Raw genomic sequence first — 16105 nt, forward strand, 5'->3', positions numbered from 1 at the left:
TTTGCGGAGAGACTCTTTCAGCTGTCCGTCATGGAATCTGCCAGAGCTAGAGTACTTTCGAGATCGCCTGAACGATGTCGTCGATCTGCGGCACACGGGCTTCGACCAACTCTGCGGGTGTCGGCACGTTCACGAAGTCTGCGGTCAACCGGACCGGTGCCGCACGCAGACTGTCGAGGCAGTTCTCGGCTACGAGTGCGCACACTTCCGATGCGATGCTGCAGGGGGCGGTCGCCTCCTGCACGACAATCACCCGGCCAGTCTTCTCGACCGACTCCAGGATGGTCTGGCTGTCAAGGGGGGCGATCGTTCGTGGGTCGATGACCTCGACAGAGATTCCGCGTTGCGCCGCGTGTTCGGCCGCCTCCAGCGCACGATCGACCATCCGTCCGGTCGCCACGATGGTCACGTGATCGCCGGGACGCCGCACTTCCGCTACCCCGAGGGGAACCATGAAGTCCGTATCGAGCGGGGTATCGCGCCGAACTGTCAGCAGTCCGTTGATCTCGATCACCAAGGTGGGACTGTCACTCCTGATCGCGGACTTCAACAGTCCTTTGGCATCGCGCGCATTCGACGGCATGACGACGTTGAGCCCCGGGATCGCGCAGTACCACGCCTCGAAGCTCTGGCAGTGCTGAGCACCGTACGATCCGCCGGCGCCGCTCATGGTTCGAATGGTGAGCGGTAGTGGGTTTCCCGTGAAGTATTCGTATTTCGCCGCCTGGTTCACGATCTGGTCCATAGCGATCATGCAGAAGTCGAAGAACATGAGCTCGACCACCGGCCGGAAGCCCATCGCGGCAGCACCGACGCCCATGCCGACGAGGGTGGCCTCGCTGATCGGGGTGTCGCGGACTCTGTCCTTGCCGAACTTCTTCTGGAGGCCGCGAGTCACGCCGTATGGCCCGCCCGGCGCCCCGACGTCCTCCCCGAAGAGGATGACGCGCTCATCGCGCTCCATCTCCTGGAGTAGGGCCTGGTTGACGCCCTGCCAGTACTTGAGTTCTTTCGTTTCCTCGACGGTTGTGGTCATGCGATATCCCCTACTGAGACCGGCTCACTCTTGAGCGCGCGACTGAGTGCATCCTGAATGGCGGCTTCGACCTCGGATTCGATCTGTGCTGCCTGGCTCTCCGGGAGCACCCGGCGCGCGGTGGTCAGCGGGTCGCGCTTTCGCCACCGGTCGGCCATCGCACTGTCCCGATTCGACGGATCGCCGACGAAGTGTCCCGAGAGTCGATATGTCATGACCTCGAGGAGCGTCGGCCCGTGTCCGGCGCGGGCGCGGGCGATGGCGGCGGCAGCGGCATCGGCGACGATCTCGACCTCGGTGCCCTGGACCCGCATCCCGGGGAAGTCGTGCGCGTCGGCACGGCGCCACAGCTGGCCGGCGACGTGCACCGACGTGGGCGTCATCTCGGCGAATTGATTGTTCTCACAGACGAAGACGATGGGGAGCTTCCACAGGCCCGCGATGTTCATCGCCTCGGCGAAGTTGCCCGTCGCCGTCGCCCCGTCGCCGAAGAAGCAAACCGCGACGTCGTTCGAACCTCTCAGCTGCAGGGCGAATGCGGCGCCCACCGCGATGGGGATGCCACCACCGACGATCCCGTTGGTGCCGAGCAGCCCGACTGAGGTGTCCGCGAGGTGCATGGATCCGTTGCGTCCGCGAGAGTAGCCATCCCGGCGGCCGAGTAGTTCCGCCATCAAACGGCCGAGGTCGGCCCCTTTGGCGACGCAGTGGTGGTGGCCGCGATGCGTCGAGGTGATCACGTCGGTATCGGTCAACGACGAACAGACACCGACGGCGACGGCTTCCTGACCGATCGAAAGGTGCAGTGGGCCTGGAACGTTACCGAGGTCGTGCTGCTCATGGACGGTCTCCTCGAAGCGCCGACACATGAGCATCCCCCGATAATGTTCCGCAGCGACGTCGGCTGAATCCAGTCCGGACATCTATTCGAACCTCCTGTTGCTGCTGCGTGTCGCCCCGGAGTGTGAGACCAGGGCGACAGTCGTTCGATAGCACTCGACCGATCAGTCGGTCGATCTACTGTAAATCAAATGGCCGGCCACCTGCAACCAGCGAACTGGCGTGATTCGCCGCGGCACTTAGCCCCGGGCGGCGTTCAGAGGGCCCCGTTCGTCGTCATCGTCGCTGCGCTGCGAACCCATAAACCGTCTGGGCGGTCGGTAGGCCGCCGTCTCGCCGATGGCGTGGGAATCCCGTTGCGTCCGAACGAGTCGACGGTATCGAGATCTGAGTGTGCAGGAAAGCGATTGGGATCATTTGGATAAGTGTCGAACCTGCCGCCGTGCGGGTCCGAGGCCTTGACAAGTGATCGTCGTCACGTGCTAACTTGAACCGACCAGTCGGTCTATTCTGTGTTTGAAGGAGCTTTGATGACGGCATCCGAACCGGCCTCCGAGGGGCTCGTGGTCGAGAAGAATCCGATTGCAGGTGAGTGCACGCAGTGTGGTGCGGCAACCCTGGCCGCATACCCGGTGCTCAGCGAAGGCGGGTGGTTCCGAGTCGTGAAGTGCCAGACCTGCCTGCATTCGATGGATAGAGAACCCTGGACCCGCCTGGGGCCGGTGTCGCTGACCAGTGAAGGGATCGCGATCGCATGAGCGCCAACAACAAAGCGGCTGTCGTCGGCGTCGACGTGGGCGGAACATTCACCGATGTCGTCGCTGTGCGTGGCGGCAAGATCGAGGTGGCCAAAGTGCCCACCGTCTACGGGAACACCGAAGCAGCTGTGCTAGACGGCGCACGAGAACTCGGTGTCGGCGACATCACGCACTTCAACCACGCGAGCACACATGGCCTCAACGCAGTGCTCACTCGAAACCTGCCGAAGATCGGCTTCCTGACGACGCACGGCCACCGCGACATACTCGACATCGGTCGAACGTGGCGTCCGCAGGAGGGCCTGACCGACCCCACCTGGCGCCGCTCCTTCGGAGACGCTGATCGCCCCCTTGTGGAACGGTACCTGCGGCGGGGCGTGCGAGAACGCATCACCTCCAACGGCGAGGTGATGACACCGTTCGACGAAGATGACGCTCGCGCTCAGTTGGAACTCCTTGCGCGATGCAACGTCGAAGGAGTGGCGATCTGCCTACTCAATGCTTACGTGAATCCTGCTCACGAGGAACGGCTGCGGTTGCTTGCACGCGAGATCCTCGGTGATGTGCCGGTTTCGGTGTCGAGCGAAGTGTCGCCGTTGGCGAAGGAGTTCGCGCGGGCTTCGACCACAGTCATCGATGTCTTGATGAAGCTGATCTATTCCGACTACGCGCATCGTCTCGACCAGGGGCTCGCGGCGCAGCAGTTCGCCGGTCAACTCAACTTCGCTGACTGTGCGGCGGAGCTCCTACCCGTTGATGTGGCGATGGAGAAGCCTTTCCGGATCGTGTTCGCAGGTCCTGCAGCGGGAACGATGGCGAGCGCACACTACGGCGCGCTCATCGACTCGGCGAATCTTCTCTGCTGCGATGTCGGTGGGACATCGAGCGACATCAGTGTTGTGGTCGACGGGGATCCGTTCGTTCGGACAACTTTCGAGCTCGAGCACGACCTGATCGTCAACACGCTGTCCAACGAGATCTCCAGTATCGGCGCCGGTGGTGGAAGTCTGGTCAAGGTCAACAACTTCGGCGAGCTGACGGTCGGTCCCGGTAGTGCCGGGGCCGACCCGGGCCCGGTCTGTTACGGCCAAGGTGGCACCGAGCCGACGATGACCGATGCATGCCTGTTGATCGGCATCCTCGACGCCGACGGCTTTGCCAGCGGCAAGAGCCTCGAGTCGGAACTCGCCCTACAGTCGTTCGGTGCGCTCGACTCCAGCCTCGACATCGAATCGCGGATAGGCCAAGCCTTCGCCATCGGCGTCAACAACATCGCGGAGGGTGTCACCAACATCGCGGTGAAACATGGACTGGACCCACGAGAATTCTCGCTGATGGCTTTCGGTGCCGCGGGGCCGATGCTGTTGCCGGCGGCACTCGAGTTGGTGAATGCCAAGGAGGTGATCGTTCCTCCCAATCCCGGACTGTTCTCGGCGGTCGGGCTCACCAGTACAGATCTCGTCTACTCCGACGTCGCGAGCTCGTACACGACTCTGGATGCCGGTGCAGCCGAACACATCAACGATGTCTACGAACAGATGGAAGCCAAACTACGCCGGCAACTCCCCGCGGATGCGGGCGATGCGACGATCGCCCGGACCTTCGACGGACGACTGGCGGGGCAGACGTGGGAGACGCCGCTCGTCACGGTGCCGGGTGGACGGATCGACGAGCAGGCCATCGACACCATGATCACCAACTTCCACGAAGTCTATGCAGCGCGTTCGGGTAGCTCCTTCGAGGCCATGCCGGTGCAAGGTGTGTCTTTCCGGGTGTCTGCTCGAATCGAGACGCCGAAGGTGACATTCCAAGAAGCGAGCCGTCGAGCACCTGACACGACTCTCGAGGGCGCCGCAATCACCCTGCGCTATCTCTACGGCGACGATGTGGACGCCACCGCCTACGACCGCGACGCTCTGTGCATCGACGACCAGATCGTTGGGCCGGCGGTGGTCCGGGAACACACGTCGACAACCTTCATCCCGCGTGGTCAGGTCGGACTGATCGGGCGGCTCGGCGAGATTCGTATCAGAAAGGCCTGAATATGACGACCATCGCACCCGAATCCGATGTTCTCCTCCGCGACCTGAGCGAAACCCAGTTCGCGGAACTGTACGGCGCCGATCGATTCACGATGACCGTGTTGTCCGGCCGCATGCGCTACATCGTCGAGCACATGTGCGGCCAACTGCTCAACAACACCTTCTCGGCCATCCTGCGCGACTGGTACGACTTCGCCGCGACAGTTCATGGGCCCGCCGAGCTCGACTATCCGATGTGCTCGGTGAGCAACAGTCTCGCGGCATTCTTCGGCACGATGTGCGACGGCGTTCGCAACGCGCTCGAGGAGTACGGTCCCGAGCGTCTGAATCCGGGCGACGTCCTGATCTGTAATGACCCGTACCGCACAGGGACTCATGTCAATGACGTCCTGTTTGTGCGTCCGGTCTTCTCGGACGGCAACATCATCTCATTCGTGTCGTTGCGCGCTCACCAGATGGATATGGGCGGCATCGTGCCGGCGGGGTTCAGTTCGACCAAGCGTGACGTGTACGAGACCGGACTTGTCGTGTCGCCCCAGCTGCTGTACGCGGCCGGCGAACCGGTGATGTCGGTCTTCAACCTCTTCCTCGACAATGCTCGGTACGGCGCAATGGTGATGCCCGACATCACAACCATCCGGCAGAACCTGGATCTCGCCGAACGCCTCATCACCGAGACCGCCGAGCGCTACGGTGTCCCAGCCCTTCTCGGATCCATGCGCTACGCGTGTGACATGTCCGCTGAGTCGATGGCGACCGCGTTGCGCAGTCTGCCCGACGGCGAATATTCGAGCTCGGGGTACATCGACGCGGACAGCATCGACGACACCGAGTACAAGATCGTCGTGAATCTCAAGAAGGCGGGTGACCGGCTCGAGGTGGACCTCAGCGGCACGTCGCCGCAGGCGAGGACCTCGATCAACGGCAGCGTGCTCGATGCGAAGACCGCTGTCGGCGTGGCCCTGAAGATGCTGATCGACCGCGACACCCCCTTCACGAGCGGGACCTATCGGCCGGTCGACATCGTCCTGCCCGCGGGGACCATCGTCAGCGCGACACCGCCCGACGGTGCGATCTTCATGTTCTGGGAGCCGTGCTGTGTCATCACCGCGGCCATCTTCGACGCCCTGCAGGAGGCGCTGGGCGACCGTGCGATCGGCGGCGACTATGGTTCCTTGAGTCTGCACAACGGTAATGGAACGACCGAGGACGGCACCCCCTGGGTGACGACGGGGCAGTGCGGCGGCGAGCACGGTCCGTGGTCGGGGACCCAGTACGGCGACGGTGACAGTTATCAGGTCATCTACCTGGCCAACAACCTGGACCCGGCCACCGAGGCAATCGAAGCCGACCTCCCGGTCGTTGTGCTGCGCAAGGAGTACGTGGCCGACAGCTGCGGCGCCGGGTTCAACCGTGGCGGCGCAGCCGTTGTCAAGGACACCTTCTGGCGTCGTGCGAGCGAGCATTGGACCAGCCCGCTCCGGGTCCGCGACGACGTGGGCTTCGGTGTCAACGGCGGGTGTGACGGCACGCGCACCGGAGTGTGGCTGTTCGACGATGCTGAGGATCGGGTCGTCGCCGGCGGCGGCCAGATGTCGCTCGACGGTGAGGTTCTCGCTGATTCGACCCCGGTCGCGGGCATGTTCGATTCTGACGGTTTCGACCTCTCCCAGGACGGTGGAACGTTCTTTCACTATGGGAAGAATCAGATCTGGCGTACGCGTCCCGGTGCCGTCTGGCGATACCGCACGGCGGGGGCCGGCGGCTGGGGCGCGGCAAAGACGCGAGACCCACAGCGGGTGCTTCGCGATGTGCGCAACGGGTACGTCACCGTCGCCGGTGCCGCTCGCGACTACGGCGTCGTTGTGATCGGAGACCCCGAGATCGACCCCGAAGGTTTGTCCGTCGACGAGATCGCCACCGCCGAACTCCGATCGGCCTAGGGAACACAATCGGAGGAGACATGCAGAGCGCACAGAGAGTGATCGTCACGGGCGCGGCGAGCGGTGTGGGTCGCGCAGTGGTGGAACTGCTGCTCGACCGCGGCGCCGAGGTTCTCGGTGTCGACATCGAGCCCGACCCTGGGGATCAGTGGGCCAGATACCGGTACGTATCGTGCGATGTACGCGACCGGGACCGGGTCGCCGCCGTCTTCGACAGCTTCGCGTCGGACGGGGGTGTGACCGGGCTCGTGACGTCGGCGGCCGTGTACGGCCGTGATATCGCGATCGACGACCTGAGGCCTGACGACGTCGACCGTGTGCTCGGCGTCAATGTCGCCGGAACCCTGTGGTGTGTCCAAGCGGCTCTGCCTCATCTGAGGGCGTCGGGCGGCAGCATCGTGGCTGTGGCGTCGGTGGCGGGGCGCATCGGCGGGGTGCTGGCCGGTGCCCATTACTCGGCCAGCAAGGGCGGCATCCTCAGCATGATCCGTTCATTGGCCAAGAACGAGATCCGAAACGGAGTGCGGGTCAACGGTGTTGCACCCGGACCCGTCGACACCCCGATGATCGAGGGCCGTGGGTACACGGTCGACATGTTCCCCATCGGCAGATTCGCATCTCCCGAGGAGATCGCTCGTCCGATCCTGTTCCTCCTTGGTGAGGAGGCAAGTTACGCCACGGGGGCGGTGCTGGATATCAACGGTGGAGTGGCGTTCAGCTGAACCGGGCTACAGGGATCGATGATCCCCGGGCCCACGTATCGAGCGAAAGGAAGATTCACATGAAGCCACTCGAGGGCCAGGTTGCTCTCATCACCGGCGGCGCCCGCGGTCAAGGGCGTTCGCACGCAGTGCACCTCGCATCATTGGGCGCCGACATCGCACTCGTTGACTCGCTGAAGGCGCCGTCGACCACCGCCTACGCCGCCCCGGACCGTGCCGATCTCGAGGAGACGATTCGCCTGGTGGAGAAGGAGGGCCGCCGAGCGTTCGCGCGGCAGGTCGATGTCCGCGACGTGCCCGGGCTGACCGGATTCGTCGCCGACGTGGTTGCCGAACTGGGCCGCGTCGACATCCTCATCGCCAACGCGGGCATGCTCTCGACGTCGGAGATCTCCGCGATGAGTCCCGAGGTGTGGGCGGAGATGATCGATATCAACCTGACCGGCGTATTCAACTCGTTCCGCGCCGTGCTCCCTCATATGATCGCGTCCGAATACGGTCGGATCGTGGCGATCTCGTCGGCAGCGGGCCACATGGGTTTCGCCCAGCTCGGCCACTACACCGCGGCGAAGTGGGGAGTGATCGGACTGGCGAAGGCCACCGCACTCGAGGTGGCGCAGAAAGGGATCACGGTCAACGTGATAACGCCGACGAACGTCAACACCGCCATGATCCGGAATCCCGCAGTCGAAGAGATGTTCCTGCCGGGTGTTGCGAACCCCACCGAGGAGCAGGTTCGGGAAGCGTTCGTGCACAACCCGATGGGCGTCCCGTGGGTCGAGTCGATCGACATCTCACGAGCGGTCGCGTTCCTCGTTTCGCCAGACTCCAAGTACATCACCGGGGAGACGATCGGCCCGCTCGCGGGTATGGCAGCCACGAACGGTGCTGCGTGACGAACTCGTTCCCGCACAACGCATTCTGGGTAATGATTGCGGTCGTCACGTGAGCGCGAAACGCTCCGCCGCTCCGACGTGGCGCTCGATGAGCCCGGCGAGGTCGTGATGCGGTGTAACGGCCGGGTCGGCGGTGCCGCCTAGAATACCGGAGGGCGGTATTGGCGGCCGGTCTGCCGAAGTCGACTCCGCCATTCACCGTCTACCGACTCTGCGGCGGTGGACTGCAATCTATCTGGTCCGCGGCTCAGGAGATGCGGTGGAATGCGCTGGGCTTCGCGGTGGCCGGCGGTGACGAGTCGATGTCACGGATGCCGTTCTACGACTTCCAAGCCCGAGATGGCCGCAAACTCGGTGATCGCCGGCTGGTTGACGGGCACGGTCGCGCGATCCTCACCGACCCGTTCAGCGGCGAACACATGGGCGTCACTGCCGAGGCGGTTGCAGACAAGTACGAGGTCTCCCGGACAGAACAAGGTGAGTTTGCCGCGGAGTCGCAGCGCCGGGCAGCAACGGTCGCCGCCAGTGCGGCTCTCACGCGAAGACGTAGTGTCCAGCGGCACGGACTGGCAGGGAATCGTCTTTAGACAAGGTACTCGGGGCGCGACCCCACTGGGGCGTTCAGCCCGCCGTCCATCGTCGACCCGTCGCGCGGCGTGGATTGTTCAGTGGCTCAACCACAATCGGTGATATGGAGACCGGATCGCCGACTCATCGCGCTGCGGCAGTCGTTCCGACGTCCGGTCAATCGGACGTTGAATACCAGTGACGATTGACTCTCGGAGGAAACGCGTTTAGTGTCGGAGACCACACCGACCGACCGGACAGTCGGGAATCACAATTTCAGTTGGCGTGTCGTTCGCTCCTCTGAGGCAGAGGTTTGAACCCGCAATCGTCTCAAGGAGAACTGATGAACGTCGTGACTGCTGTGCAGCACAGTCGGATGTCGATCTGGCAATACGTGGTGGTGGGTATCTGTTTTCTCGGCAACATGGCCGACGGGTTCGAGCTCGCCGTCATCGGATTCGCTCTGCCCCGTCTGCCGGACGGATACGCGACGACCGGCGAGAAGGGGTGGCTCGCCAGCGGGGCACTCATCGGCATGGGTATCGGCGCGATGTTCTTGACCAAGTACGCCGACACCTACGGCCGCAGGAGAGTGCTGATCGCTGCTTCTGCGACCAGCACCGTGGGGATGACTCTGAGTGCGATGGCCCCCAATGTCTGGACGATGTTCGGCCTCCGCGTACTGACCGGCCTGGGCGTCGGCGTTATTGGCGCATTGACGATCATTGTGGCTCAGGAGTATTCGTCACTCAAGAACCGCAACATGAGTACTGCGATGACGACGATTGGTTACGCTACCGGAGCGTTCCTCGCCGGTTCGTTGGGGCTCGTGCTCTTCGAGGCTCTGGGCGGCGCGTGGCAGAGCCTGTTCGTGACAGGTGCGGTGATCAGCCTTATCGGCACCGTTGCGATGTTCTTCCTGCTGCCCGAGTCACTCGAGTACCTGATGGCGCGAAACGATGAGAAGTCCCGAGCTGAGATCATGCGCATTGCCGCGCGGCTCAACCTGGCCGGGGTGGATCCGTACGCCAAGCCGGTGATCTCCGGAGGTGCTACCACTGCCGACGCGGGTGCAGGCAAGGTGACTCCATTCTCCAAGCCCTACCGAAGCACGACACTCAAGATGACATTCGGCTTCACCATGGTGATCGCGGCGTACTACTTCGTCACAAACTGGACCCCTCAGCTCATCACCGATGCAACGGGTGACGAGCAGACAGGCACTCTGGTCGGAACGATGGTCACGTTCGGTGCGGTCATCGGCGCTGTGGTATTCGGCATCCTCGGTATGAAGCTCTTCTCGACGCACGTCGCGTGGATAATGCTGCTGGTGGCGGTCATCGCCCAGCTGACGTTCGCCCTGACGATGGAGGGAACGGTTGCCATCGTCGCCGCCGGACTGCTCGGCTTGGGTGGGTTCGCGGCCATGTCGTCCTACATGGCCTCGGCGCCGCCGCTCTTCCCGGCCTTTCTGCGCGGTCGCGCCGTCGGCGCCATCGTCGGGCTGAGCCGTACCGGTTCGATCATCACGCCGATCGCAGCCGGCTACCTCTTGTCCTACGTCTCCGGGTTTACCTTGTACGTCGGTGCCTCGATGCTCTTCGCGATCAGCGGGGTGACGATCTTCCTCATCTGGCGTAGTACGCGAGATCAGTTCGCCAAGGAGCGGGACTCCGGTGCCGCGGTGGTCGCCGGCGAGCGCCTCGCAGGTGTTGCGTCGCCTGGAGAGTAGGAATGGGGCTCCGAATCGGTGCAGCTGCCGCTGCAGCGACCATCACCTCATTGATACGGAGCCACCTCCTGCACCTCATCGATCGCGCGCTACGCGATCTCCGTTGGCGGCCAGGAGTGTTGAGTACACAACCGCGTCTCGCAGACGTGACCCGCTCAGCGAATCAGGATGGTCACGTCTGTGTGGCGTTGGTCAGCGCGACTGCGGTGTCATGGTTCGTCGTTCCGACCGGCGGACCGCCAGACCGAACAGTGCCGCAAGCGGGAACATCAGGATTCCGTACACCGCCGGCGCAATCGCCATCTCCGTGTTGTCGAGCGCTGTGAGTGCCACCGCGATGGCCAGAGTCGAGTTGTGGATGCCGACTTCGAATCCGCTCGCGATCGACTGGGCCCGGGTCAGACCCGTCAGGCGGGGCACGAAGTAGCCGAGCGTCAGGGATGCGACACAGAACAGGGTGGTCACGACGCCGACACGGGCCAGGTAATCCATCGCGTTCTCCTCGCCGAGGAGCGCGCCGAGGACGACCCCGACCAGCAGGATGATGGAAACGATGCGCACCGGCTTGTCGGCCCGCGCGGCGAAGTCGGGACGTCGATGCCGCGCCAGCATGCCGAGCAACACCGGGATCAGGACGACCGCGAACACCTGAAGCAGTTTGGTGGGCTGCATCCCGACGGAGTCGTCGGAGTCGACGAAGTAGGCCAGGGCGAGGTTGACGACGATCGGGAGGGAGATGAGCCCGAGGAGCGAGTTGATCGCCGTGAGGGTGACGTTGAGGGCGACGTCACCACGGAAGAGGTGGCTGTACACGCTCGCGGTGGTGCCGCCCGGAGACGCTGCGAGGATCATCAGCCCGACGGCCAGGTACGGGCCGAGGTCGAATGCGAGGGTCAAGCCGAACGCGACGACGGGAAGGAGCAACATCTGGCAACCCAGGATGATCGCGATGGCCCGAGGGTTGTGGGCGACCCGGCGGAAGTCTTCGACCGTCAGCGACAGCCCGAGTCCGAACATGATGACTGCGAGGGCCACGGGCAGGCCCACCGTCACGAATGATGATTCCATCGAAACTCCTCGCTCAGGTGATTCGGGGACGTACGGGCGGACTCAGATCACGACATCGAACATCCATGAATCGGTTTGTCGTCGAGGCGATCCAGCAGGAACTGGATGGCACCATCGGGGCTGTAGCCGTCGATCAGCTGTGGGCCGAAATGGTTCGGCAGGGTGGCGCCGGGCAGGATGGGTGGGAGCTCGTTGGTGCGGAAATCGACTGTGGCACCGCGGTCGCACCAATCGGAAGCCATCTCACGTACCTGTCCGTAGGGCACCGAGTCGTCATTGCGGCCGCTCGTCACCAACACGGGGATCTCCGGGGCGATGTTCCCGATGCGTTGCTCGACGAAGACCTTCATCGACTCCGGGGTGGACCGGACATTGTCGAGCAGTGATCGCCCGTCTCGCATGATCGATTCGGTGCGGAAGAACGCGTGCCGACTGATGACATCGCCGATGCACTCGTTGCTCATCGTCTCCAGCAGCTGTTTCCCCGTCGGCGTGATCTTCTCCTGCAGATCGGATTTCAGCTCAGGGTAGTGAGCAACGATGCTGTTGACCGCCCACCCGATCACGCCGCCGATCAATGCGCCGTCGATCTCGGCGAGGACGTCGACCAAATCCGCGGGCGGCGCCCCCGCCCACGCGCCCTTGATGTTCAGCTCGGGAGAGTAGGTCGGTTGCAGCTCGGCGGCGGACGCGGTGGCGCCACCGCCCTGGGAGTATCCCCACAGGACCATTGGTGTGTCGGAGGCGCTGCGGGACACGCGGATCGCGGCGCGACCTGCATCGAGGATCGCACGCCCGTACTCGATGCGGTTGGTGTAGGTGTGGATTCCGGGCGTGCCCATTCCGACGTAGTCGGTCACCACGACTTTCGCGCCCAGTGCACTCCAGTATGCCGCGGATGCCGCTTCTTGGTTGGGTGAGAAGGACATTGGGTCATGTTCCGGAATGTATCCGCCGGTGCTGAAGGCGAGCGATGGCGCGCAGTGATCGCCCTGCCCGATGGCACCGGGGCCGATGACGACGACGGGTGCAGCACCCTTGCCGCGCCAGGGTCCGGACGGTTCGAGGAACGTCCCCGACACCGCCGTCGGAGTGCCCTCCTGGGTGAGGGATGTGTACAGGATTCGTTGTGCCGTGCCAGGCCAGACGGCATCGCGGGGTGAAGCGGTGTCGGCGCTGCGCGGAACGGTCAGGAATGCGGGCATCGACTCGGTTCGGATGATCGATCCGGGTTCGGCCGGGATCTCCGCGGGGGCGACGTAGAACGGTGTCTGCGGTGTTGCGGACGCATCCGTGACTCCGCCCGCCGCGCTGATGGCAATCGCTGCGAGCGTTGCGGCGAGGACGGGCGCAGGCGTGCGTCTGGCGACTGCGTTCCCGGACCTCATCGAGCGCGCGAATCGGAGACAACCGAGACGTGGCGACACACGGCACCTGTCTTTCTGGGAGGGCACGGGCGGGAGATCTTCCGCCCGCACCGTGGCCGGATTCTCGACCATTCAGGCACATCGGTCAGGTGTGCGTCAAGTCACTGATGCCCCCATGGTGAGACTTTTGCCGGCACGGGAACGCCCTGAACAGGAAACTGTCGGTGTGTTACTTGCAACTTGTCAGTTACTTGCGAGTAGGTCTACGATCCGGCGTGACTCCGGCCACTCCTCTGGGCGGCCGGCGTCCACAGCAGTTCACCCATGTCGGCAGGATGGCACGTTGTCAGAAACACCCCCGCAGATCTCTCGTTCATTGCTGCAACGCTCGCGCCTGGCGCGGGTGATCGTCGCGGTCGTCGTGACGGTCCCCTTGGTCGTGTCCGCCCTCTACATGTGGATCATGTGGGACCCGACCAAGAAGGTCGATCGGCTGCCGGTGGCCGTGGTCAACGCGGACATCGCGGTGGGGGAGGCGGACTCACGCATCTCGGCCGGCGAGGATGTCACCAACAACTTGCTGGAAACCGGCGCGTTGGACTTCCGCCCCGTGGAGCGCGCACAGGCGATGTCGGGTCTCGCGGCCGGCGACTACTACTTCGTGCTCGAGATCCCCGAGGACTTCAGCAGTACCCTCGCCGGGATCGGCGACACCTCGGTTGCGCCTGCCCTGATCACCGTGACGTTCAATGACAACAACAACATCAAGGCATCCAGTATCGGCGCGGCCGCCATGGGCAAGATCAGTGCGGCCGTGCTCGAGGGTGTTTCGGCGACCACCGTCGGCACCGTGCTCGACGGGGTCGGAGAACTGGGCGGCGGCCTGCAGGAGGCCGCCGACGGATCGGTGCGTCTGCACGCGGGAACCCAACAGCTCTCCGACGGCGTCGATGAACTGACCACCGGGATCGTCACGCAGCTCGCGCCCGGAGTGCAGCGGGCCACAGCGGGTTCGCAGCAACTCGCAGCCGGCGCCGGTGAGCTGTCGGAGGGGCTGGTGACCCTTCAGGGCGGCACCGACCGCCTCGGGTCGGGGGCCGACCAGGTCGCCGATGGAATCGAACAGCTCGTCGGGCGAGTGGATATCGCCTCGCTGCGATCGGCGATAGCGAACCTCCGTTCCACGGTTCCGCCGGGCAGTCCTGCAGCCCAGGCGGTTACGCCGCTCGATCGGAACCTCGCGACAGTCGACGAACTCCTCGACGGGTTGTCGCGCCTGCAGTCCGGCAGCAGGCAGATCGCGACGGAACTCAATGACCCGTCGGCGGCCTACCGTTCCGGGGTCGACCGACTCGTGGCCGGGGGCCGACAGCTGAACACCGGAAGTGGCGAGCTGGCGCAGGGTATGAACGAGCTGAGCTCCGGCACATCGGAACTGGCGGCCGGGGCGACGCGGCTACAGGACGGAACCGATCAGGTCGACGACGGCGCGCAGGCCCTGGCCGACGGCCTGACCGAGGGCGCCGAGCAGGTGCCGGACCTGGGAGATCAAGCCCAGCAACAGAGTTTGGCAGAACTGGTCAGCACCCCGGTGGAGACCGAGACGGTCAACGTCGCACGCGCACAGTTCGCCGGTCCGGGTGGCGCACCCACCTTCCTGATCATCGGCTCGGCCCTGATCGCCGTCGTCGTGCTGATGTGCTTCCGCGGCGCGCGCTTCGTGCGTGGACGCGAGCAGGCGCCCGACAGGGCGTCGTTGGTGCGACGCGCCCTGACGGCCGGCGGTGTCAGTGTGGTCGCCGTTGGCGTGATTGCGGTAGCGGTGTGGAATCTCCTGTCGCCGACGCCGGATCCGGCGTCATTGGGCGAGGTGGTCGTCGCGACAGTGGTTGCCACGCTGATGAATGTGGCGGTGTTCGCAGTGCTGTTCACGGTCCTCGGCTACGCCGCCGGAGCGCTGGCCTCACTGTCGTGGTTGATGTTGCAGGTGTTTTCCTACGGCGGTGTGTGGATGGTCGAGACCGTACCCGCGCCGTTCGGGTGGCTCCATCCGATCAGTCCGATGACATACGTGCGCGACAGCATGATCGCAGCGTTCAACGGAGCGCCGGGTTTCTGGTCCTCGACGTTGGTCGTCGCGCTGATCGGAGTGGCGGCGTTCATGCTGCTCATGTTCCTCACCCGCACGCGTGGCGGGGGCGAGGATCGCGACGTTGCCGACGAGTCTGTGGAATTCGGTGGAGCGGAGAATGTTCCGGACCCGGTGAGATGAGTCCGGCGGCTGCCGGGACCCGACGGATACGATCGTGGCATGACGGCGTCCGATAGCGGCCCGCAGCGGCCCCGCCGACCTCGAGAACGCCTCACCGGGCCGCAGCGCGAGACCCAACTCCTCGACATGGCCGAGATGTTGTTCAGTGAGCACGGCTACGAGGGCGTGACCGTGGACAACATCGCCCAGGCTGCAGGCGTCAGCCGGGCGATCGTGTACCAACACCACGGAACCAAGGACCAGGTGTTCATCGCGTGTGTGCGTCGGGCACGCGCCCAGTTCGAAGCGGCGATCCTAGAGAAGGTCGCGACTCCGAGTGACGACTGGAGGTCCAGGATCGAGGCCGGCGGTGCTGTCTATCTCGATCTCGTTGCCACGAACCCGCAGCGGTGGGGATTGCTCTTCACCACCTCGGCGAGCCTTCGCGGCGATCTGGCCGACGAACTGACCGCCCTGCGCAAGGGCACGATCACCGCGATCGCGAACTCGCTCCGGCCGTATGCTCCCGATGTTCGTCGGGAGGCGTTGATGGCGATCAGTTATGCCCTCTCCGGGATCGGGGAGCAACTGTGTCGATGGTGGCTGAGCAACCCGCGGATCTCGCGCACCCGGGTGCTCGCCTACTACACGGCTGCGGTGGAGGGTGCGATCAACGGGATTCTGGCCACGCCGCATGTGCGCCCGGCCGCCCCATCCTCGACTACGCCGGGCCGCTGACCTCCCTTCGGTAGCACCCGGGATCGATCCGAAACCTGCCTTGTTGCATGGTGCCCGGGGTCTCACCGGCGCTGATGTGCGCACCGTCAAAAGAGTCGGGGTGGCGGCCCCTCGGTGGGCGCTGTCGATTCTCTCTCGACCTTTC

General features: G+C 64.3%; 12 protein-coding genes and 1 pseudogene. 9 read left to right on the forward strand and 4 right to left on the reverse strand.

What is annotated here, in order from left to right; translation table 11 throughout:
• Positions 1-46 precede the first annotated feature (46 nt).
• Complete coding sequence (locus VZC37_RS21830; RefSeq protein ID WP_330435720.1) at positions 47-1036, reverse strand: alpha-ketoacid dehydrogenase subunit beta; 990 nt, start codon at positions 1034-1036, stop codon at positions 47-49.
• Positions 1033-1959: a thiamine pyrophosphate-dependent dehydrogenase E1 component subunit alpha gene (locus VZC37_RS21835; protein WP_330435722.1), complete on the reverse strand. Its 927-nt coding sequence runs from the start codon at positions 1957-1959 to the stop codon at positions 1033-1035. Before VZC37_RS21835 ends, VZC37_RS21830 begins: the two co-directional genes overlap by 4 nt.
• A 447-nt stretch (positions 1960-2406) precedes the next feature.
• On the opposite strand from VZC37_RS21835, the gene VZC37_RS21840 reads away from it, so the two are divergent.
• The 7 genes and pseudogenes from VZC37_RS21840 (at position 2407) to VZC37_RS21870 (ending at position 10536) form a co-directional block, all read left to right on the forward strand.
• Entirely contained in the window at positions 2407-2634 is a 228-nt protein-coding gene (locus VZC37_RS21840) for a hypothetical protein (RefSeq protein WP_330435724.1), read from the forward strand.
• Positions 2631-4676, forward strand: coding sequence for a hydantoinase/oxoprolinase family protein (locus tag VZC37_RS21845; RefSeq protein ID WP_330435726.1), 2046 nt, complete (start codon positions 2631-2633; stop codon positions 4674-4676). The genes VZC37_RS21840 and VZC37_RS21845 overlap by 4 nt, the downstream gene beginning before the upstream one ends.
• A gap of 2 nt (positions 4677-4678) precedes the next feature.
• Positions 4679-6619 (forward strand): hydantoinase B/oxoprolinase family protein, encoded by a 1941-nt coding sequence (locus tag VZC37_RS21850; RefSeq protein WP_330435728.1) that lies wholly within the window; start codon positions 4679-4681, stop codon positions 6617-6619.
• A gap of 20 nt (positions 6620-6639) precedes the next feature.
• Positions 6640-7341 carry an SDR family NAD(P)-dependent oxidoreductase gene (locus VZC37_RS21855; RefSeq protein WP_330435730.1) on the forward strand — a complete coding sequence of 234 codons (702 nt, stop codon included), beginning with the start codon at positions 6640-6642 and terminating at the stop codon, positions 7339-7341.
• Between the two features lie 59 nt (positions 7342-7400).
• Positions 7401-8237, forward strand: a complete 837-nt coding sequence (locus tag VZC37_RS21860; RefSeq protein ID WP_330435732.1) for a mycofactocin-coupled SDR family oxidoreductase — start codon at positions 7401-7403, stop codon at positions 8235-8237.
• Positions 8238-8291: 54 nt separating this feature from the next.
• Positions 8292-8770: pseudogene (locus tag VZC37_RS21865) on the forward strand (thiolase family protein); the annotation flags it as partial.
• A gap of 377 nt (positions 8771-9147) precedes the next feature.
• The gene (locus VZC37_RS21870; RefSeq protein ID WP_330435734.1) at positions 9148-10536 is read left to right on the forward strand and encodes an MFS transporter; all 1389 of its coding nucleotides are present in this window, start codon (positions 9148-9150) and stop codon (positions 10534-10536) included.
• A 192-nt stretch (positions 10537-10728) separates the two neighbouring features.
• On the opposite strand, the gene VZC37_RS21875 is transcribed toward VZC37_RS21870, so the two are convergent.
• Positions 10729-11604: a bile acid:sodium symporter family protein gene (locus VZC37_RS21875; RefSeq protein WP_330435736.1), complete on the reverse strand. Its 876-nt coding sequence runs from the start codon at positions 11602-11604 to the stop codon at positions 10729-10731.
• A 47-nt stretch (positions 11605-11651) separates the two neighbouring features.
• Complete coding sequence (locus VZC37_RS21880) at positions 11652-12992, reverse strand: lipase family protein (protein WP_330435738.1); 1341 nt, start codon at positions 12990-12992, stop codon at positions 11652-11654.
• 322 nt (positions 12993-13314) lie between these two features.
• Here VZC37_RS21880 and VZC37_RS21885 point away from each other — a divergent pair, with 322 nt between their 5' ends.
• Positions 13315-15243 carry a YhgE/Pip domain-containing protein gene (locus tag VZC37_RS21885; RefSeq protein ID WP_330435740.1) on the forward strand — a complete coding sequence of 643 codons (1929 nt, stop codon included), beginning with the start codon at positions 13315-13317 and terminating at the stop codon, positions 15241-15243.
• A gap of 39 nt (positions 15244-15282) precedes the next feature.
• The gene (locus VZC37_RS21890; protein ID WP_330435742.1) at positions 15283-15960 is read left to right on the forward strand and encodes a TetR/AcrR family transcriptional regulator; all 678 of its coding nucleotides are present in this window, start codon (positions 15283-15285) and stop codon (positions 15958-15960) included.
• Positions 15961-16105 lie beyond the last annotated feature (145 nt).

Source organism: Gordonia sesuvii (genome assembly GCF_036350415.1).
GTDB classification, from domain to species: Bacteria; Actinomycetota; Actinomycetes; order Mycobacteriales; family Mycobacteriaceae; genus Gordonia; species Gordonia sesuvii.

Excerpts from the sequence above, each read along its gene's own strand:
- VZC37_RS21845 (WP_330435726.1), top strand. The coding sequence starts at position 2,631 with ATGAGCGCCAACAACAAAGCGGCTGTCGTCGGCGTCGACGTGGGCGGA.
- VZC37_RS21855 (WP_330435730.1), top strand. The coding sequence starts at position 6,640 with ATGCAGAGCGCACAGAGAGTGATCGTCACGGGCGCGGCGAGCGGTGTG.
- VZC37_RS21860 (WP_330435732.1), top strand. The coding sequence starts at position 7,401 with ATGAAGCCACTCGAGGGCCAGGTTGCTCTCATCACCGGCGGCGCCCGC.
- VZC37_RS21890 (WP_330435742.1), top strand. The coding sequence starts at position 15,283 with ATGACGGCGTCCGATAGCGGCCCGCAGCGGCCCCGCCGACCTCGAGAA.
- VZC37_RS21830 (WP_330435720.1), bottom strand. The coding sequence starts at position 1,036 with ATGACCACAACCGTCGAGGAAACGAAAGAACTCAAGTACTGGCAGGGC.
- VZC37_RS21880 (WP_330435738.1), bottom strand. The coding sequence starts at position 12,992 with ATGAGGTCCGGGAACGCAGTCGCCAGACGCACGCCTGCGCCCGTCCTC.
- VZC37_RS21840 (WP_330435724.1), top strand. The coding sequence starts at position 2,407 with ATGACGGCATCCGAACCGGCCTCCGAGGGGCTCGTGGTCGAGAAGAAT.
- VZC37_RS21850 (WP_330435728.1), top strand. The coding sequence starts at position 4,679 with ATGACGACCATCGCACCCGAATCCGATGTTCTCCTCCGCGACCTGAGC.
- VZC37_RS21875 (WP_330435736.1), bottom strand. The coding sequence starts at position 11,604 with ATGGAATCATCATTCGTGACGGTGGGCCTGCCCGTGGCCCTCGCAGTC.
- VZC37_RS21835 (WP_330435722.1), bottom strand. The coding sequence starts at position 1,959 with ATGTCCGGACTGGATTCAGCCGACGTCGCTGCGGAACATTATCGGGGG.
- VZC37_RS21870 (WP_330435734.1), top strand. The coding sequence starts at position 9,148 with ATGAACGTCGTGACTGCTGTGCAGCACAGTCGGATGTCGATCTGGCAA.